Annotated in this window: 15 protein-coding genes; 5 read left to right on the top strand and 10 right to left on the bottom strand. The window is 67.9% G+C overall.

The genetic code is table 11. The features are described from left to right. Nucleotides 1-71: 71 nt before the first annotated feature. Together C8J30_RS00355 and C8J30_RS00350 are read left to right on the top strand one after the other, a co-directional pair. Nucleotides 72-1409, top strand: a complete 1338-nt coding sequence (locus C8J30_RS00355; RefSeq protein ID WP_110803755.1) for an FAD/NAD(P)-binding protein — start codon at nucleotides 72-74, stop codon at nucleotides 1407-1409. Nucleotides 1410-1667: 258 nt separating this feature from the next. Then, entirely contained in the window at nucleotides 1668-2228 is a 561-nt protein-coding gene (locus C8J30_RS00350) for a hypothetical protein (protein ID WP_110803754.1), read from the top strand. 76 nt (nucleotides 2229-2304) lie between these two features. Here C8J30_RS00350 and C8J30_RS00345 read toward each other — a convergent pair whose 3' ends face one another. From C8J30_RS00345 to C8J30_RS00315, 7 genes are all read right to left on the bottom strand, one after another. After that, nucleotides 2305-3627, bottom strand: coding sequence for a nitrogenase component 1 (locus tag C8J30_RS00345; RefSeq protein ID WP_110803753.1), 1323 nt, complete (start codon nucleotides 3625-3627; stop codon nucleotides 2305-2307). Then, nucleotides 3627-4982 carry a nitrogenase component 1 gene (locus tag C8J30_RS00340; protein WP_110803752.1) on the bottom strand — a complete coding sequence of 452 codons (1356 nt, stop codon included), beginning with the start codon at nucleotides 4980-4982 and terminating at the stop codon, nucleotides 3627-3629. Before C8J30_RS00340 ends, C8J30_RS00345 begins: the two co-directional genes overlap by 1 nt. 1 nt (nucleotide 4983) lies before the next feature. Further along, on the bottom strand, nucleotides 4984-5853 hold the full coding sequence (locus C8J30_RS00335; RefSeq protein WP_110803751.1) for a nucleotide-binding protein: 870 nt from the start codon (nucleotides 5851-5853) through the stop codon (nucleotides 4984-4986). A gap of 31 nt (nucleotides 5854-5884) precedes the next feature. Next, the gene (locus C8J30_RS00330) at nucleotides 5885-7111 is read right to left on the bottom strand and encodes a radical SAM protein (protein ID WP_110803750.1); all 1227 of its coding nucleotides are present in this window, start codon (nucleotides 7109-7111) and stop codon (nucleotides 5885-5887) included. A 419-nt stretch (nucleotides 7112-7530) separates the two neighbouring features. Continuing rightward, entirely contained in the window at nucleotides 7531-9303 is a 1773-nt protein-coding gene (gene xsc, locus C8J30_RS00325) for a sulfoacetaldehyde acetyltransferase (protein WP_110803749.1), read from the bottom strand. Nucleotides 9304-9385: 82 nt separating this feature from the next. Beyond that, nucleotides 9386-10840, bottom strand: a complete 1455-nt coding sequence (tauR, locus tag C8J30_RS00320; RefSeq protein ID WP_110803748.1) for a MocR-like taurine utilization transcriptional activator TauR — start codon at nucleotides 10838-10840, stop codon at nucleotides 9386-9388. A 51-nt stretch (nucleotides 10841-10891) separates the two neighbouring features. After that, the gene (locus C8J30_RS00315; protein ID WP_110803747.1) at nucleotides 10892-12271 is read right to left on the bottom strand and encodes an aminotransferase family protein; all 1380 of its coding nucleotides are present in this window, start codon (nucleotides 12269-12271) and stop codon (nucleotides 10892-10894) included. A 323-nt stretch (nucleotides 12272-12594) separates the two neighbouring features. Between C8J30_RS00315 and C8J30_RS00310 the strand changes: the two genes are divergently transcribed. From C8J30_RS00310 to C8J30_RS00300, 3 genes are all read left to right on the top strand, one after another. Continuing rightward, complete coding sequence (locus C8J30_RS00310) at nucleotides 12595-13593, top strand: taurine ABC transporter substrate-binding protein (RefSeq protein WP_110804254.1); 999 nt, start codon at nucleotides 12595-12597, stop codon at nucleotides 13591-13593. Between the two features lie 74 nt (nucleotides 13594-13667). Continuing rightward, nucleotides 13668-14483 carry an ATP-binding cassette domain-containing protein gene (locus tag C8J30_RS00305; RefSeq protein WP_110803746.1) on the top strand — a complete coding sequence of 272 codons (816 nt, stop codon included), beginning with the start codon at nucleotides 13668-13670 and terminating at the stop codon, nucleotides 14481-14483. Continuing rightward, nucleotides 14480-15733, top strand: coding sequence for an ABC transporter permease subunit (locus C8J30_RS00300; protein ID WP_110803745.1), 1254 nt, complete (start codon nucleotides 14480-14482; stop codon nucleotides 15731-15733). The genes C8J30_RS00305 and C8J30_RS00300 overlap by 4 nt, the downstream gene beginning before the upstream one ends. A 60-nt stretch (nucleotides 15734-15793) precedes the next feature. Here the strand turns inward: C8J30_RS00300 and C8J30_RS00295 are convergent, their stop codons facing one another. The 3 genes from C8J30_RS00295 to epsC all read right to left on the bottom strand — a co-directional run bounded on the left by C8J30_RS00295 (nucleotide 15794) and on the right by epsC (nucleotide 19529). Continuing rightward, nucleotides 15794-17593 (bottom strand): family 2A encapsulin nanocompartment cargo protein cysteine desulfurase, encoded by a 1800-nt coding sequence (locus C8J30_RS00295; RefSeq protein WP_110803744.1) that lies wholly within the window; start codon nucleotides 17591-17593, stop codon nucleotides 15794-15796. Beyond that, a complete protein-coding gene (locus tag C8J30_RS00290) occupies nucleotides 17568-18491 on the bottom strand; it encodes a family 2A encapsulin nanocompartment shell protein (protein WP_110803743.1) in 924 nt (307 codons plus the stop codon). The genes C8J30_RS00295 and C8J30_RS00290 overlap by 26 nt, the downstream gene beginning before the upstream one ends. 78 nt (nucleotides 18492-18569) lie before the next feature. After that, nucleotides 18570-19529: a serine O-acetyltransferase EpsC gene (gene epsC, locus C8J30_RS00285; RefSeq protein ID WP_110803742.1), complete on the bottom strand. Its 960-nt coding sequence runs from the start codon at nucleotides 19527-19529 to the stop codon at nucleotides 18570-18572. Between the last annotated feature and the right edge of the window lie 18 nt (nucleotides 19530-19547).

The following is a 19547-nucleotide window of genomic DNA, read 5'->3' as shown; positions in this document are numbered from 1 at the left end:
GCCCCGCGGGCCGACTCGATCCGCCCGTTGCCGCGCTGGCTGGCCCGTCTGCTCAGCGGATGGCGGCAGCAATGACCGCCCAGCCCCCCCTGCGTCGGCATGTGCTGGTGATCGGCGGTGGCGCCTCGGGCGTGCTGATGGCCTATCACCTGCTGCGCGCCGCCCCCGACGCCCGCGTCACCCTGATCGAGCGCAGCCCGCGCATCGGCATCGGTCTGGCCTATGCGACCGAGGACCCGGACCACCTGCTGAACACGCGGGTGATCAACATGAGCGCCCTGCCCGAGGACCCCGAGCATTTCCTGCGCTGGCTCTGGCAGGGGAATCGGGCGGTCTCCGGCGCCTCTTTCGTGTCGCGGGCGACCTATGGGCGCTATCTTGAAAGCCTTCTCGCGCCCTGGGCGGCAGGGCCGCGGCTGCGGCTGGTGCAGGCCGAGGCGGTGCGCCTGACCGAGGTGCCTGCGGGCCGGGTGACGCTGACGCTTGATGACGGTCAGACGCTGATCGCCGATCACGCGATTCTGGCGACCGGCCATCCCCGCCCCGAGGCCGTGCATGGCCTGCAAGCCGATGTGACGCGGGTGCCGCTCGACCCCGACCTGCCGGTGGCCATCCTTGGCACCGGGCTGAGCATGGTCGATCAGGTCACGACGCTGCTCAAGGCCGGGCATCGCGGCACGATCTTCGCGCTGTCGCGCCGGGGTCTTCTGCCGCGCGTGCATGGCCCGGGAGTGCCGCTGGCAACCTCGCTCGGCGAGGTGCCGCTCGGCGCCCCGGCCTCGGTGTTGCTGCACTGGCTGCGCCGGCAGGTGCGCCGGGCCGAGATTGCGGGGGGCAGCTGGCGCGATGCGATCGACGGGGTGCGGCCGCATGTTCAGGGGATCTGGAACGCCCTGCCCGGCCCCGAGCGCGCCCGCGCCCTGCGCCACGCCGCCGCCTGGTGGGAGGTGCATCGCCACCGCATGCCGCCCGAAACCGCCGCCGGGCTCGCGGTGGCGCAGGCCCGCGGCCAGCTGCGGATCCTGCGCGGCGCCTTTGACCGGGTCGAGCCGCACAAGCGCGGCGTCTGGCTGCATTATCGCCCGCATCGAAAGACCGGCACCACCGCGCTGAATCTGGCCGCCGTCATCGATTGTCGCGGCGTGCGGCGCGACCCCGAGATCGGCGCCAGTCCGCTGTTGCGCCATCTGCTTGACGACGGGCTGGCGCAGATTGACCCGCTCCGGCTGGGTCTTGTCACCGATCGCAGCGGCCGGATCGTCACCCCCGCGGGCGAGACCAGCCACGTCCTGCAGGCGATCGGCCCCGCTGCGCGCGCCGCGCTTTGGGAAATCACCGCGATCCCCGACATCCGGACCCAGACCGCCCGGATCGCGACCGAACTCTCCGGCGCCCCTGCCACCCGCTGAGACGGACGGGCCAGCACCACAGCGCCCCCGCGCCCGCCCACCGTCCAGATGCCGCCGCCCCGATCCCTCCGGGGCGGCGGTCCTGTTTTGCGCACGATTCGGGGGCGGCGCGGCTCCCTTCTCCTGCCGGGCCTCAAAAGGAAATTTCCTTCCCGCCAGCCACCCCAAAAAACACGCCTTATTTTATCGTCTTTTCTTCGACGCTCTGTCACTCTGCACCAAGACAGTCTTCGACATCCCAGGAAAGGAAGGCCCGCCATGTCCCGCCACGAGATCCTGCCCCCTGAGCTGCATCTGCCCGATCTGCGCCCCGATTTGCGCATGGACGCCGCCACCTCGTCGCTGCCTGCGATGTCGCAACTGGAACGTCGCACGGTGCTGGCCTTCGTCGAGCGCCTGCTGATCGCCGAGGGGCAGCCCGCCACCTTCTTCACGCTGCTGCGTCAGACCGATGCGCAGCTTGCCGCCCTGATCGGCGCCGAGGCAGCTTCGGCCTCGCGCCCCGGCCCCTATGGCCGTTTTCCGCCGGCGCCGCTGTGCGCCGAGGATCTGGATGGCCCGCCGTGGCGGATCCCGCCCGCGCTGTGCGCCCGCGTCGGCGAACGGATCTCGGTCGCGCTCGAATTCGCCTATCTGGTGGTGATGCATCCGGGCGATCTGCGCCGCGAGAGCCTGCTTGACCTCACGACCGGCGGCTGGAGCGCCGAGGGCATCGGCGAGCTGGCCGAGCAGATCGGCGCCGTCGCCAGCCAGACCCGGACACTGGCCGAGTTGCAGGCCGCCGCCAGAACTGCCCCGGGCCGTTCGCGGCTGCATTGAGCGATCCCGCACAAGAAAACCCCCTGTCCCGATCAAGGACAGGGGGTTTTCTGTCGTCTCGGCCCCGCGGCGCGGATTACTCGGCCACCTGAGCGAACACGGCGTGCGGCAGCGGTGGCAGGATCGCGGGCACCGGCGCGGCCTGCGGCATCGGTTCAAGCGTCGCAAGAAGCGCCGCAAAGATCCGCTCGGCCCCGGCGCGCCCGCTCAGGCCGCCCCCCAGCACCTCGAGCCCCGGAGCCGCGCCCAGATCGACCGCGGGTCTCCCTTGCGCCGCGGCAATCGTCGCCGCAGGCGTGGTCCCCAGCACCAGATCGGCGCCCCTGTCGCGCAGAAGCCGCACCAGGTCCGCCCCGTCTGCGGCCAGTTTCACGCCCGCCGCGCCCAGATCCGCGCGGAACGCCTCGGGCGGGCTGTCGGTCACGATCACCTCGACCTGCCAGCCCAAAGTCTCGCGCAGAAACCGCGCCAGCGGCCCGGCGCGCAGGCTGCCATCGGCCACCACGACCCGGCGCGGGGTCAGCGCCGCCAGCCGCTCCAGCACCGCATCGAAGCGCCAGCCCTGATGCGCCCGTTCGCGCGCGAGATACGCCTCGGCCGCCGCATCAAGCGGATGGCCGAGACGGTCGGAGAGCCTCCGCACCAGAGCCTCCGCCGCCTCGGCCCCAACCGGCAGCCCGTCCGCCACGAGCACCGGAATGCCATGCCGCGCCGCCAGCACCTCGGCGGGCGCCACGCCCCAAGGCGCGACAACAAGACTGATCGACGCCCCCGCCGCGGCGTCGAGCGCGGCCAGCCCCCCCTCGGGACCAAAGATCGGATTGGCGCGCAGACCGACGCCCTCCAGCAGCCGCGACAGGGTTTCGAGTTCCGACAGCCAGTGCGGATCGAGCCCCGGGGCGATGCCAAAGAGGGTGACGAGCGGCCGATCGGCGCGGGTCGGCACCGGCTCGACATGGGCCAGAAGACCCGCCAGCAACCGCGCGTAGCCTTCATGCGCGGGACCGTGAAACCCCGCCGTCTGCACCGCCACGACGCGCTCGCCCTGCCCGGTCAGCTCCTTCACCATCGCGCCGACATCGTCGCCAATCATCTCGGCGGGGCAGCCGGTCAGCACCGCCAGCGCGCCGCCCTCGATCACCGCAAGGGCGTTCTTCATCTCTTCGCGCAGCCGCGAGGTGCCGCCGAAAACCACATGCTTGTCGGCCATGTTGGTCGAGGCGATCCGCGGCAGGCCGGGCGGCGCCCCATAGCGCCCGCCCCCGGCAGAAAGCCCCGCACGCAGGGCACAGCCGGGAGTGGAATGCACGACCGGGATAAGCCCCGGGATCGCCGCTGCCGCATGAATTGCGCCGTGCAAAGCACAGCCGCCAAAGGGAAAAAGCGTCGGATGGCCCATCAGCGCACCTCCTGTTTGATGTGCCAGTCGGGGCTGCGCTTGAGCCAGCCCGGGGTATAGCCCGGCCGCGCGTGTTGCGCGGCACTGCGGGCAAGCGCCACCCGGGCAAGGGCGGTTTCGACCGCCGCGGTCAGGGTCTCGGCCGCGCCCGCCCCGATCAGCCGCGCGGGATCAAGAACGGCCGCGGGAAGCCCCTGCCGCAGCGCCCCCGCCACGGCGTCGCTTTCGCCCAGCAGCAGATCGGGCGAAGTGCGGCGGAAAAGACCGGCGCGCTCGAAGCCCTGCCCCTCGCCCACATGGATCTGCAGATCGGGCCAGCGCTCGGCCAGACCGCCCAGCGCCGCGGCATGGCTGCGCTCGACATGCGGCACCGACAGCGCCACCACCGCGCCGCCGAGATCCCCGATCAGATCCGCCGTCGCAAGCCCCCAGGCGGTGGGCAGCGCCAGGGCGATCCGCCGCCCGGCGAGCGGTTGCGACGGATTGCGCGGCGGCGCGAGCGGAGGCGCCATCCCACCGAGCGCCGCCACCCGGCGCAGCACCGCCGTCGTCGCCTGCGCGCCCAGCGGCAGCGCCACATCCAGCCGGACGACCCCGAACCGGGTCTCCAGCCCCTCGGCGAAAAGATCGAGCAGATCGGGGGCCAGAACAAGGCTCGCCTCGGCCCGACCCGCCCGCGCGATATCGGCGACACTCGCCCCCGCGGGCAGGATGTTGACGCGCCAGCCCAAGCCCTCGATCTGGCGCGCGAAAGCCTGCAATTCCGGGCCGCGCGTGCTGGTGAGCAGGTTCAAAAGCCCCACCTCGCGCTCGCTTTCCTCGGCATCCACGAGCTGCAACAGCGCATCCGCCGCCGCATCCCCCCCGGTCGCGGTCACGGCCGAGCGGAACCCCTCGGTGCGGACCCAGACCACCGGCTTGTCGAGCGCAGTGCCAAGTTCGGCCACGGTGGCCCGGATGTCATCGGAATTGATCGCAACGACCGGACTGCCCAGAACCGCGACGCCCGCCAGAGGATGCGCGGCATCAAGCGCGCGGATCGTCTCGGCCAGCACCTCGCCCGAGCCGAGCACGGTGTCGCGCTCGTCAAGATCGGTCACCGCAAGCGGCGCCGCCCCCGGGGCACGCGCGCCGCAGCCGCGCGGCCCGTGCACGACAAGGCCAAGATCCGGGATTTCCGACAAGATCGCCAGCGCCGTGCGCAGATCGTCGGGGGCGGCTTCGGAAAAGGTGCGGATCCGGCGCGGGGGGGCGCTTCGCGCGAATTCGAGGGCGAGATCGGCAGCGCGGCCCAGCCAGGCCTGCGTCGCCTCGGTCCGGGTCTCGCGCGGTTCAAGTCTTGGACGACGGGCCATGTCATGCGCTCCGCAGGGCGGCGCGTTCGGCGCCGAAGATCCGGTCGCCCCAGTCCCGTGCCCAATCCTTGAGGTCGGGGCCGTTCAGCGGCTTCGGCAACCGGGTTTCCAGATCGCCCGTCACCCGGCGCGCCAGCTTGCGGTAGACCTCGGCCTGTTCGGAATAGGGCGCGGCCTCGATCACCGTTTGTCCATAAAGCTCGGCCTGCGCCACCTCGACCGAGCGCGGCACATAGCCCACGACCTCGGTGCCGGTGCGATGGGCGAAATCGTCGATGAGCGGCTTCGCGTGATCGAGTTGCAGCGAGTTGGCAATGATGCCACCCAGCCGCGCCCCGCCCGAGGGCGCGTATTTGTCGATCGCCTTGAAGAGGTTGTTGGCGGCAAAGATCGCCATGAAATCGGAACTGGTCACGACGAAAGCACGATCGGCAATGCCGTCACGGATCGGCACGGCAAAACCGCCGCAGACGACATCGCCCAGCACGTCATAAAGCACGTAGTCGGGGGCGAAGGTTTCGAAGACGCGCAGCTCTTCGAGCAGATCGACCGCGGCCGAGATGCCGCGCCCGGCGCAGCCCACCCCCGGCACCGGCCCGCCCGCCTCGATGCAGAGCACGCCGCCAAAGCCAAGCGCCGAGATATCCTCAAGCTTCGGTTTGCGGGCGCGGTCGCGCAGGCTGTCAAGCACGGTGGGCAGCTCCGCGCCGCCGCGCAGAATGGTGGTCGAGTCGGATTTCGGATCGCAGCCCACCTGAATGACGCGGTGGCCCGCTTCGGCGAGCGCCGCCGCGATGTTCGAGGTGGTGGTGGATTTGCCGATGCCACCCTTGCCGTAAATGGCGATGTGGCGGGGATGTTCGAGGCTCAATTCTTTGTCCTTTCAGGTGCGCATTGCGCGGTCATTCGGCGGCGACGGCGGCGCCCTTGAAGATCGGCAGCGTCTCGGCCTCGATCCGCCAGATGTCGTGCTGCAGGCTCGTCACATCGGCGTTCGAGTCATAGAGGTTCGCCCAAGTGAACCCGGCCCTCTGCCAGATCGACGCGATCTTGTGGCCAAGGTCGAGATACCAGCCGGGCTCCGGCGCGCGGTGGCCCTCGAGATCGGACCCCGGGTTCGGGCACCAGATCGAGGCGGTGCCCACCGCCCCCTTGTCGGCCAGATACTGGATGCCGGCGAGCAGGCTTTTCTTCGGCTCGATGCCGCCGACGAAATTCGAGCGCACATTGCCATGACCGAAGACGCCGACCGAATATTCGATCGCCTTCAGCCAGTGATCCCAACCGCCCGAGTCCCGCGCCTTGCCGGGGCAGATCGCGTTGTAGATGCCCTTGTCCCAGAATTCGAGATTGAGCCCGACGGTGCGGTAGCCCGCCTCCTTGAACCGATCGAGATTGCGCAGATCGATCGGCGCGGCGACGACGGCGGTGCCGTTGAAATCCTCGACGCCCGCATATTTGCGCAGCGCCTCGGCGACATCGAGATAATATTCCAGCTCGCGCCGCTCGGGGATCACGCCGCCGGTGATGTTGACATGATCGACCAGCCCCGCGCGATGCGCCTCGGCATAGGTTTCGCCGATCTGTTTCGCGGTCTTCCAGAAGATCCCGGTCTTTTCGCCGTAGGTGTCCTTGGTGAAATTGATGTTGCAAAACAGGCAGTCCTCGCCCTTCGCCTTGTAGGAGCACTCGTTCGAATAGGCGACGAAGAACTGCCCTTCCGAGCCCAGCGTGGCGATGGTGGACATCGCGACCCCGTCCGAGGTTGTCTTGCCGTAGAACGCGGGCCGGTCGGGAAAAAACGCCTCGGCCAGCTGATGGCCGTCGCGCACGACGATGGTGCGGGTGCCGTCAAGCTCGATCCGGTCGCGCGCCTCGGGGTTCAGCCGGAACGGCACGACAAGACCGTGATCGAGGCGGAAGTAACTGGGTTGCTCGTCCTCATGGGTGACGAAATCCATCTCGAAGAGCGTGTGGACCTGTTCTTGCGTCTTGATCCCCGGGGCGATGTGGGCGAGCGCCTCGGGGCTGATCGAGACGCCATCGGTGTAAAGCCGCGCCTTCAGCGCGAGTTCGGCCCAGAGCCGATCCTTGAGGCCAGGCTGGCGGGGGATCACGGGAGCATTCATCGGGTCATCCTTGGAAAAGCGGTTGCAACAAGATGCGCGAAACCGACGGCCGGAGGGCCGTGTGCGCGGGAGGGTTCGGTCTGCAGGGTCAGGCGGGCGCCGATACACGGCTAATTCCGTCGTCATTTAGATGCCACGGAACCCGGCCCGATTCCATTCCAAGTTGCCCGCCCCTCGGGGAAGGATCGCCCTGCGCGAAACCGGTTGCAGAGGATGGTTTTTCCGTCGGCGGCACGGAACCACCCGGCGGGTCTCCGCGACTGCGCCGCGCGAAGGTGTTGGCATCAGAGCGCGGACCAAAATCGCCCGCCGAACGGTTCTGCGTTCGCGGCGGGCGATCCCAGCGTGATGAGGTTTTGAAACGGGGTTTGCTCAGCCCCGCTCACGGGCCAAACCGAAGCCCGGGACAGGCGCCCCGGTCAGACCGGCTGCGCCCGCATGTCGGCCGGATCGATGCCCGCCACCACGACCGGCTTCGTCATCGCATCGCGGCGGAACGGCTCGCCCAGTTCCTGATTGATCAGCGCCTCGATCAGCACCGTCTTGCCCGCCTTTTGATCGTCAAGCGCCTGCCGCAGCGCCTCGCTCAGTTCCTCCATCGTGCGCGCCTGAACGCCCTTCAGGCCGCAGGCGCGCGCGATGCCCGCGTAGCTGACCTGCAGATCCAGCTCGGTGCCGACGAAATTGTCGTCATACCAGAGGGTTGAGTTGCGCTTTTCCGCGCCCCATTGGTAGTTGCGGAACACCACCATGGTGATCGCGGGCCATTCGGCGCGGCCGATCGCGGTCAATTCGGTGACCGAAATCCCGAAAGCGCCATCGCCCGCAAAGCCGACAACCGGGGTCTCGGGGCAGGCGATCTTCGCGCCAACGATCGCAGGCAGGCCGTAGCCGCAGGGGCCGAAGAGCCCCGGGGCCAGATATTTCCGCCCCGCCTCGAAGCTCGGATAGGCATTGCCGATAGCGCAGTTGTTGCCGATGTCCGAGGAGAGGATCGCCTCGCGCGGAAGCACGGCGGTGATTGCGCGCCAGGCCATGCGCGGGCTCATCCAGTCGGGCTTGGCGGCGCGGGCGCGCTCGTTCCAGCTGGTGCCGGGATCGTCATCCTCGTGATCCATCGAGGCCAGTTCCTGCGCCCAGCGGCTTTTCGTCGTCGCAATCAGCGCCTGACGTTCGGCCCGATCGGCCTCGCCCGCCTGCGCGCCCAGCCGCGCCAGAATGCCCCGCGCCACCGCCCCGGCATCCGCCGCGAGGCCAAGGCTGATCGGCCGCGTCAGACCGATCCGGTCGGGGTTCATGTCCACCTGAATGATTGCCGCGCCCTTCGGCCAATAGTCGATGCCATAGCCCGGCAGCGTCGAGAACGGATTGAGCCGCGTGCCCAGACACAGCACCACATCGGCCTTTGCAATCAACTGCATGGCTGCTTTCGAGCCGTTGTATCCCAAAGGCCCGGCAAAAAGCGGATGAGCCCCTGGAAAGGCATCGTTGTGCTGATAGCCGACGCAGACCGGAGCACCCAGACGCTCGGCCAGCGCCACCGTGTCGGGGATTGCCCCCGCCAGCACCACCCCCGCCCCGTTCAGGATCACCGGAAACCGTGCGCCCGAGAGCAGCGCCGCCGCCTGATCCAGTGCCTCGGGATCGGGCGCGGGGGGCGGCAGATCGACCGCCTGCGGCAGGTCGATGTCGATGATCTTCGTGAAAAGATCCCGCGGCACGTTGATCTGCGCGGGCGCCGAGGCCCGACGCGCCTTGCGGATCACGCGGGCCAGCACCTCGGCGATGCGGGCGGGATCGCGCACCTCCTCCTGCCAGCAGACCATGTCCCGAAACAGCGCCATCTGCTCGACTTCCTGAAAGCCGCCCTGCCCGATCGTCCGGTTCGCGGCCTGCGGCGTCACGACCAGCATCGGCGTATGGTTCCAGTAAGCGGTCTTCACGGCAGTGACGAAATTCGTCACCCCGGGACCATTTTGCGCGATGATCATGCACATCCGCCCCGAGGCGCGGGTGAAGCCATCCGCCATCACGCCGCCAGAGCCCTCATGCGCGCAGTCGAAGAAACGGATGCCCGCGCGCGGAAACAGATCCGAAATCGGCATGAAGGCCGAACCGATGATGCCGAAGGCGGTGTCAATCCCGTGGCGCTGCAGTACCTTGACGAAGGCTTCTTCCGTGGTCATCCGCATGGGTCGCTCCTGAACTTTGTGCCAGTCAACCGCGGCGCGGCGCAAAATCTTAGGTCCAGACCGTGAAATCGGATAGATCCAGTCAGGCGAGGGCCTGTGCGATGCGGGCAATGCCTTCGGGGATCGCCCCGGGGCCGATCGAGGAATAGGCGAGCCGGTAGTAGTTGCGCCGCGCGCGCGTGGGGTCGAAGAACACGCGGCCGGGCTCGATCAGCACACCGTCCGCGCGCAGCCGCAGCGCCAGCTCTTCGGTGTCGATCTGCTCGGGCGCCCGCATCCAGAACGATGAGCCGCCAAACCCGCCCTGCCCGGCACTCTGCAGGCCATGACGCAAGATCGCCTCGGTCATCACCTCCCGGCGCAGGCGATAGGCGGCCTTCATCCGCGCCACAAGCGCATCATAATGGCCGAGCGACAGGAACAGCGCGAGCGTGCGGCTCAGCTGCCCCGGCGGATGGCGCAAGACCGTGGCCCGCAGCGCCCGCACCGCCGCAACGAAAGGCGCGGGCGCAACAAGATAGCCAAGCCGGAGCCCCGGAAACAGCGACTTCGAGAACGAGCCCACATGCACGACCCGGCCGCCCGCATCGAGCGACTTGAGCGACGGCGCGGCCGAATGCAGGAAGGACATCTCGAATTCGTAATCGTCCTCGAGGATCAGGAAATCCCCCGCTTCCGCCGCTGCCAGAAGGGCCAGACGCCGCTCCAAAGGCAAGGTCGCATTGGTCGGGCAGTGGTGGCTGGCGGTGGTGACGACGAGTTTTGGCCGCGCGGGCAGGCGATCGGGCGGCAGGCCAAGGTCATCGACATCGACCGAAACCACCTCGGCCCCCGTCGTGGCGAGCACCGCGCGCGTGCCCGGATAGCCGGGGTTTTCCATCACCGCGCGCTCGCCGGGGCCGAGCAGAACTTGCGCCGCCAGCCAGAGCCCGTTCTGCGCGCCGAGGGTGATCAACACCTCCGAAGGCACGGCCGCGATGCCGCGACGGGGCAGGATATGGCGCAGGATATATTCCACGAGCATCGGATCGTCTTCATCGTAGCAATCCGCCGAAAGCCGATGAAATTCACGCCGGCCAAGGGCTTGCAGCGCGCAGGCCCGCCAGTTCTGATGATCGAACAGCTCCGGATCGGCCTGCCCGTAGATGAAGGGATAGCGGTAGACCGACCAGTCGCGGGGCCGATCCGGGCGCGGCAGACCCTGGGCGCGAGGATGCAAAAGCCGCGGCCAATCGGCGCGCGGCCCGTCCTGGGGCAAGGGCTGGGCGCGGCGCGCATCGGGGGCAGCAGCAGACACGAAGGTGCCCGACCGCCCCCGGGCCAGCAGGTAATCCGAGGCGACGAGATCGGCATAGGCCAGCGTCACGGTGATCCGCGCCACGCCCAGATGCGCCGCAAGCGCCCGGGTCGAGGGCATCCGGTCGCCGGGGCGAAACCGCCCCGAAAGGATCCCCTCGGTCACCATCTGGCGCAGGCGGTGTTGCAGCGAACCCTGCCCGCCCGGCGCGAGGAAGAAGCTTTCGACCGGAATGGGCATCGGTGCTCCGCGAAATCACTGGACCTATGAAAGATAGGTCCAGCGATGCTGTCAAGCCGTGAGACGGGTCAGCGCGGCGTCGATCGCATCGGTGATCCGGTCGATTTCGGCCTCCGAGGCGATCAGCGCGGGCGCAAGGCACAGCGTGGTGTTGAGCCCGGGGATCGAGCGGTTCGTCGCACCGATCAGCACGCCCTGCGCCGCGCAATCGGCCACCACCGCCTGCACTTTCGCCTCGGCGAGCGGCTCTTTCGTGCGCCGGTCGGCCACCAGTTCGGCGCCACAGAACAGCCCCTTGCCGCGCACATCACCAATCACCGTATGGCGCTCGGCCAGATCCCGCAGGTTCGCCAGCAACCGCTCGCCCATCCGCGTGGTGTTCTCGAGCAGGCCCTCGTCCTCGATGATCCGCAGCGTTTCGAGCGCGGCCGCAGGACCCGCGGTGCAGCCCCCGAAGGTGGAAATGTCGCGGAAATGGCACAGCGGATCGGTGGGCGTATCCTTGAAGAGCTCAAACACCGCCTCGGTCGTCACGGTGCAGGAAATCGCCGCATAGCCCGACGCCACCCCCTTCGCCATGGTGACGAAATCGGGCTGGATGCCGTAGTGCTGGTAGCCGAACCACGCCCCGGTGCGGCCAAGCCCGCAGACGACTTCGTCAAGGTGCAGCAAAATGTTGTATTTGCGGCAGATATGGCTCACCTTTTCCCAATAGCCCGCGGGCGGCACGATCACGCCCCCGCCTGCGGTGATCGGCTCGAGCACGAGGCAGCCGATGCTGTCCGGCCCTTCGCGCAGGATCACCTCCTCGATCGCATCGGCGGCACGCTCGCCATAGTTCGACACATCCCATTGCGCCCGGTATTCGAGGCAATGCGGCACGCTGACGAACCCATCCGGGAACGGCCCGTATTGCTCGGCCCGTTGCGCCTGCCCCGAAGTGGCCAGCGCGGCAATGGTGGTGCCGTGGTAATCGCGCTCGCGGAACAGGATTTTCCCCTTCCGGCCGCCATGATGCCGGTGCGAGATCTGCCGCACCATCTTGTAGACCTTCTCGTTCGCCTCGGAGCCCGAGTTCGAATAATAGACGCGGGCAAGCCCCGGCATCTTGGCGATCAGCGCCTCGGCATAGCGCGCCCCGGGCACCGTGCCCGCCGCACCCGCATAATAGGGCAGCCGCAGAAGCTGCTCCTGCACCGCCCGCGCAATGTCGGCGCGGCCATAGCCCAGGTTCACCGTCCAGACCCCGCCCGAGGTGGCGTCCAGAAACTCGCGCCCTGTCGCATCCCACAGCCGCATCCCCTTGCCTTCGACGAAAACGCGCGGGTCGGTGGTTTCATAGGGCTTGTGCTGGCTCAGGTGGTGCCAGACATGGGCGCGGTCGGCGGCAATGATCGGGGCGGCATCCTGAGGAATCGGGGCGGCGTGCATGGGGGCCTCTGGCTGGGAGTGGGATTGGGATGACCATGGCAGGGCGTAGCCTCCCGAATTAGGTCCAGATTCAGCGCGCCATTAAGTCCAGAGTATCGAATTTCTACCGCAGCGCGTATTTTCTTCCTCTGCGGGCCGCCACGAGTCGGCTTCAAACGCCTTTTTTTGCTGGGCGAGAGAAGAATTCCACTTCACGCTTCACGTTCCGGAGATTTTTCCTGCTCTCCGAGGCGCGCCTTTGGAATGGCTTCCGGTGTCGAGATCGGATCATGTCACAAATAACGATCGATCTAATGTATTTTTCCGCCTCGAAAGGACCGACCATGACCAAAGCCCCCCATCTTGCGGCCGCGCTGTCTGCGCTTGCGCTTCTCGCCTCGAGCGCGGCTGCCACCGCAGCCCCGGACGAGATCACCATCGCCTATTTCCTTGAGTGGCCGCTGCCGTTCGAACAGGCCAAGGTCGATGGCGATTTCGAAAAGGCCCTCGGCGTCAAGGTGAACTGGCGCGCTTTCGACACCGGCGTGGCGATGTCGGCCGCCGCCGCCTCGGGCGATGTGCAGTTCCTGATCTCGCAAGGCGTGCCGCCCTTCGTCACCGCCACCTCCGCCGGGCAGGATCTGAAGGCCATCGACATCTCGGTGAGCTATTCGGAAAACGACAACTGCGTGGTGCGCAAGGATCTTGAAATCACGAAAGAAAACGTCAAGGAGCTGATCGGCAAGAAGGTCGGCGTGCCGCTGGGCACCGCGGCGCATTACGGGTTCCTCAAGCAGCTCGAGCATTTCGGGCTCGATGCCAGCCAGCTGCAGGTGGTCGATCTGACGCCGCCCGATGCGGCGGCGGCGATTGCGCAGGGCAATATCGACGTCTTCTGCGGCTGGGGTGGCTCGCTCGCCCGCGCCAAGGACTATGGCAACGTGCTGCTGACCGGGGCCGAGAAGGAAGAAGCCGGCATTCGGGTCTTCGACGTGATCTCGACGCCCGGCGCCTTTGCGGCGGAAAACCCCGATCTGGTGACGCGGTTCCTCAAGGTGGTGAACGACGAGAACGCCGCCTATCTGGCCGATCCCGACAGGTTCATCCCGGCGCTGGCGAAGGACTCGGGGCTGGACGAGGCGGGCACCAAGGCGCAGCTGGCGGGCTTCACCCTGCCGACGATCGAAGAAAAGCTCTCTGACAAATGGCTTGGCGGCGGGTTGCAGGCCTTTCTGAAATCGGTCGCCGATTTCTTCGTGACCACGAAGAACATCCCCTCGGCGCTTGAGAGCTACGATGGCGTGGTCGATGCAAGCTATCTCGAAGCCGCCTCGAAACTCTGACGCGGCTTGACCTGCAGGACTGCGGCGCGGGGGGCTTCTCCCGCGCCTTTCCCCGTTTTGACCCCCGGTGCCCCATGTCCGATCTTTTCATCGACGCCCTGTCGATGCGGTTTGCGCAAGCCGCAAGCCCGCCCACCGAAGCCCTGCGCGATGTCTCGCTGACGATCCGCAAGGGCGAACTTGTGTCGATCCTCGGCCCGTCGGGCTGTGGCAAGACCACGCTTCTGAACATTGTCGCAGGCTTTCTGGCCCCCACCGGCGGACGCGTGCGGCTCGGCGATGCGCCCGTCACCGGCCCCGGACCGGAGCGGGGCATGGTGTTTCAGCAAGGCGCGCTTTTTGAGTGGATGAGCGTGCGGCACAACATCGACTTCGGGCCGCGAATGCGCGGGGTCTCGCGGACCGAGCGCGCGGCCCTCACCGATCAACTGCTGGAAAGCGTTGGGCTTCAGGGCTTTGGCGACAAGCCGGTCTATGCGCTCTCGGGCGGCATGCAGCAGCGGGTGGCTTTGGCGCGCTGCCTTGCCAATGACCCGGAGCTGATCTTGATGGACGAGCCCTTGGGCGCGCTTGATGCGCTGACGCGCGAAAAGATGCAGGGGCTGATCCTGAAGCTTTGGAAGGAAACCGACAAGACGGTGATCCTGATCACCCATTCGGTCGAGGAGGCGCTGCTGCTGGGGCAACGGCTGATCGTGATGGCGCCGCGGCCGGGGCGGATCTTGCGCGAATATGCCCTGCCCTTTGCCAAAGCCGCCGTCGGCGCCGATCTGCGCGAGATCCGGCGTCGGCGCGACTTCATCGAAACCCGCGACGAGATCCTGTCGCTGATCTGGGGCATGGAGGACGAAATCATGGGCCGTTCCGACCAGGCGGAGGCGGCGCAATGATCCTTGCCCTTGCCTATCTGGCGATCTTTCTGGGGGCGGGTCTGAGCCTGCGCCTGATCCGCAGCGGCCGCGTCGACACCGCGCGCCGCACCGTCACCTTTGGCGACGCGGGCGCCGTGCGGCCCGACCGCATCGCCTCGGCTCTGTCGGTGCTGACGATTTTCCTCATCTGGGGCGCGTTCACCGGCTCGAAACTGGTGCCGGTGCATGTGCCCGGCCCCTTCATCGGCGAGACGGCGTTTTCCTACACAGTCACCGCGCCCGATGGCGCAAGCGATACCGCCACCGTGCGGGTGAACGTGCTGGCCCCGGCCGACAAGACGCCGCAAAAACCGCTTCTGCCCGCGCCCCGCAACGGGCTGGCGCAGGACGATGCCGCCTCGGTCGCCGCCTGGCGCTTTGCGCTGGTGCGCCCGACGGCGAATGACGCGCCGGGGGTGCGGCTCACCGCGATCGACGGGCAGCCGCTTGCGGTGGGGGTGGCCCAGCGCGTGGCACATGGGCAGGTGACGCTGACGCCGAAAGGCTCGCTCTCCTTCGAGCCCGACAAGGGCTGGCAGATGGAGCCGATCTGGCTGCCCGCGCCCGAAAGCGTCGTCGCCCGGTTCGTGCAGATCGCGCAGGAAGGCTATCAGAACAAGCCGCTTTGGGAACACTTGGGCTTTTCGCTCTTCCGCGTGCTGGCCGGGTTCTTCTTTGGCGCGCTGATCGGCATTCCGCTGGGCTATGCGATGGGGCTTTCCAGCTGGGTGCGCGGCTGGTTCGATCCGATCGTCGAGTTCATGCGCCCGGTGCCGCCGCTCGCGCTCATTCCGCTGATCATCATCTGGTGGGGGATCTGGGAGACCGGCAAGATCGTGCTGCTGTTCCTCGCCGCGCTCTGGATCATGGTGATTGCGGCGCGCTCGGGCGTGGCGGGGGTGCGGCTTTCCAAGGTCCATGCCGCCTACAGCCTGGGCGCCTCGAAGCTGCAGGTGCTGACGCATGTGATCATCCCCAACTCGCTGCCCGATCTCTTCATCGGGGCGCGGGTAGCGATGGGGGTGTGCTGGGGCACTGTGGTCGCGGCGGAACTGGTCGCAGCGGAAAAGGGCGCGGGGATGATGATCCTTGTCGCCTCGAAATTCCAGCTGACCGACATCGTGGTGATGGGGATCCTGCTCATCGGTTTCATCGGCTATGGCATCGACGTTGCCCTGCGCGCGGCCGAGCGCCGCTTCGTGCCCTGGCGCGGCAAGACCGGGGGCTGACAGGCTCCGAGACGAAAAAGGCCCCGGAGCGATCCGGGGCCTTTGGTTTTGGGGGCTTTCTCAGCGGCGGCGGCTGGCGAGCCTTGCGACGGCGGCGACGAACAGATCGACCTCGTCGCGGGTGTTGTAGAAGGCGAGCGAGGGCCGCACCGTGGCCTCCAGCCCGAAGCGGCGCAGGATCGGTTGCGCGCAGTGATGCCCCGCCCGGACCGCGATCCCCTCGCGATCCAGCGCCCGGCCCACGTCCAGCGGCTCGAAGCCCTCCAGCACGAAGGACAGGACCGAGGCCTTGTGCGCCGCCGTGCCGACCAGCCGCACGCCCTTCACTTGCGCAAGCGCGCCGGTGGCGTAGTCCAAAAGCGCATGTTCATAAGCGCCGATCGCCTCGAGCCCGATGCGTTGCACATAGCCCAGCGCTGCCGCCAGACCGGCCGCGTCGGCGATGTTGCCGGTGCCCGCCTCGAACCGCGCGGGCGGCGGCTGATAGAGCGTGCGCTCGAAGGTGACATCGGCGATCATGTTGCCGCCGCCTTGCCAGGGCGGCAGGGTTTCCGCGATCGCGCGGCGGATGTAGACCGCGCCGATCCCCGTCGGCCCGAACACCTTGTGCCCGGAAAAGACGAAGAAATCGGCGCCGATCTCGGCCACGTTCACCCGCATGTGGCTGACCGATTGCGCCCCGTCCACAAGCGCCACGGCCCCAACGCCATGCGCCGCCGCCACGATCTCGCGCACCGGAACGACCGTGCCCAAGGCATTCGAGACCTGCGTGACCGCGACGATCTTCGTGCGCGGGCAGAGCAGCTTCAGATACTCCTCGAACCGCACCTGACCGGTGTCATCGACCGGAATGACCCTGATCCGTGCGCCTTTCTCGGCCGCAAGCTGTTGCCAGGGAACGATATTCGCGTGGTGCTCCAGATGCGAGACGATGATCTCGTCGCCCTCGCCCACATTCGCCACGCCCCAGGTGCGGGCGACAAGGTTGATCCCCTCGGTCGCGCCGCGCACGAAGACGATCTCCTCCGACGAGGCCGCGCCCAGAAAATCCCGCACCGTGTCGCGGGCATGTTCATAGGCATCGGTGGCCCGCGCCGCCAGCGTATGCGCGGCCCGGTGGATGTTCGAATTCTCGTGGCGGTAGAAATCGGACAGCCGGTCGATCACGCAGGCCGGTTTCTGCGTCGTGGCGGCATTGTCGAACCAGACAAGCTGACGCCCGTTCACCCGTTCGGCAAGGATCGGAAAGTCCCGCCGCACCGCCTGCACGTCGAAGGCAGGCGCCGCGGCGGGCGTGGCCGGAGCGTGCTGTGCCGCAGGCACAAGGGGCTGCGATTCCTCGGGCAGAAAGTAGAACTGACCCGAGGAGGCCGGGTGTGCCGGGGCATGGGGCGCGGCCCCAAGCCGGGGCGTGGCCGGCGCCGCGGCCGGTCGGGCATGGAGCTTGGGCGCGTGCAAGGACGGGGGCGCGGCCTCCTGCGGGGCCAGCGTCGGGGCCCCCGACACATCGGGCGCATGGGCAGCCGATTTGCCGGTCAGAAGCCCGAAGGCCTGCCGTGCCAGACTGTCGAGGCTGTCGGCGTGACCAGCGCCGAGCGGCGCAGTGCCGCTTGCGCCAGGCGTCAGTCCGGCCCCCGGGGCAAGATCCGCCGCCGGGCCGGTCGCGCCGGGGTGACCGGCCGTCGCGCGGCGCGCGAGCGCGCCCGCCGTCCCCGCATCCGGCTCGGCAAGGTAAGAGGGGCTTGCGCCCCCCTCTCCCGGCAATGCGGTGAAAAACTCCCGTGCCAACGCCGTCAGGCGCGCGATATCGGGCAGGCCCTGCGGGGCCGCGCGCTCAGCGGTAGGTGTCGGGGTAGTCATGATATTTCCCCACCTCCACATCGGTCAGCACGGCCAGCGCATCGGGCGATTGCACGACGAGCGAGCAATAAAGCGAGATCAGATACGAGGCGATCGCATTGCGGTCGATCCCCATGAAGCGCACCGAAAGACCCGGGCTTTGCTCGCCCTCAAGCCCCGGCTGGAACAGCCCCACCACGCCCTGACGCTTCTCGCCGACACGCAAAAGCAGGATCGAGGTCTTGCCGCCTGATACGGGGATCTTGTCCGACGGAATGATCGGCAGGCCGCGCCAGGTCAGGAACTGCGCGCCGAACAGCGAGACCGTCGCGGGCGGCACGCCGCGCCGGGTGCATTCGCGGCCAAAGGCGGCGATGGCGAGCGGATGGGCGAGGAAGAAGGCGGGTTCCTTCCAGACCTTGGTGATCAGCTCGTCCAGATCATCGGGCGTCGGCGCCCCGGTCAGGGTCGAAATGATCTGGCTGTCGGCGGCATTGGCCAGAAGCCCGTAATCGGGGTTGTTGATCAGCTCGCTTTCCTGCCGCTCCTTCACCGTCTCGATGGTCAGGCGCAGTTGCTCCTTCACCTGATCGAAGGGCGAGGAATACAGGTCGCTCACCCGCGTATGGACATCGAGCACGGTCGAGACGGCGTTGAGGAAATATTCCCGCGGCGTTTCCGAGTAATCGACGAAGGTCTGCGGCAGCACGGCCTCGTCGCGGCTCGTGCAGGTGACGCGGACGGCATCGGCGTTCTTCACCGTGTTGAGCCGGTAGATGCCCGCCTCGACCGGCAGCCATTGCAGGAAATGGACAAGCCAGCGCGGCGTGATCGTGGGCAGGATCGGCGCGGTCTTCGTCGCATTGGCAAGCTGGCGGGCGGCATTGTCGCCCAGCGCCAGCTGAAGGGGTTCGGTCATTCAGTCTCTCCTTGCTTCGGTGCGAAAAGCCATCCCGCAGGCAGGGCCGCGGGGCTGGCAGGGAAAAGGGTGGTTGGGTCACTCGGTCCCGGCGCCGGGTTGCGTCGCCCGGGTCAGATGCGCCTGCGTGACATGGGTGCCGGGGGGCACGCTTTCGGTCAGCCAGACATTGCCGCCGATGACCGAGCCGCGCCCGATGGTGATCCGGCCGAGCACGGTGGCGCCGGCATAGATCACCACGTCATCCTCGACGATCGGGTGGCGCGGCTGGCCCTTGATCGCGCGGCCCGTCGCATCGGTCGGAAAGCTTTTCGCGCCCAGCGTGACCGCCTGAAACAGCCGCACCCCGTTGCCGATGATCGCGGTCTCGCCGATGACGACGCCGGTGCCGTGATCGATGAAGAAGCCCGCGCCGATCGTCGCGCCGGGGTGGATGTCGATGCCGGTCGCCCGATGCGCGGCTTCCGAAATCATCCGGGCGATCAGCGGCGCGCCAAGGGCGTAAAGCCGGTGCGCGAGGCGATGATGGATCATCGCGCCCATGCCGGGATAGCACAGCAGCACCTCGTCGACGCTGCGCGCCGCCGGATCGGCGCCAAAGGCCGCCAGCACATCGCTGTCAAGTTGCGCGCGGATCTCGGGCAGGCTTTGCGCGAAGCTGCGCACGAGCGCATGGGCGCGCGCCCGGATTTCGGCCTGCCGGGCGGGGTCAGCCTCGCTCGGGCGGCCGCCGAGTTCCAGCGCCACCTGCTCGGCCAGATCGCGCAGCACCACATCGAGCGTGTGGCCGACGTACAGCTGTTCGCTTTCCTGCCGCAGATCCGACGGGCCAAGCCGCATCGGAAACAGCGCCCCGCGCAGCCCCGAGACGATCCGCTCGATCGCTTCGGGCGCAGGCAATTCGCGTCCCCCGGGCGTGGTGGCCCGGTGATGCGCCGCGCGCCAATCCACCCGGGCCCGCGTCAAGGCGGCAAGGACCGGCACAAGGGAAAAGCCTGCCTCCGGTGCAGGTTCCAATTTCTGATCGTCAAGCGTCATGCTGTCCCCAATAAAAAT

Origin of the sequence: Rhodobacter viridis, from assembly GCF_003217355.1 — a bacterium.
Lineage (GTDB): Bacteria > Pseudomonadota > Alphaproteobacteria > Rhodobacterales > Rhodobacteraceae > Rhodobacter > Rhodobacter viridis.
Note: the sequence above shows the minus strand (reverse complement) of the source record. Positions and strands in the feature narration are given on the sequence as shown.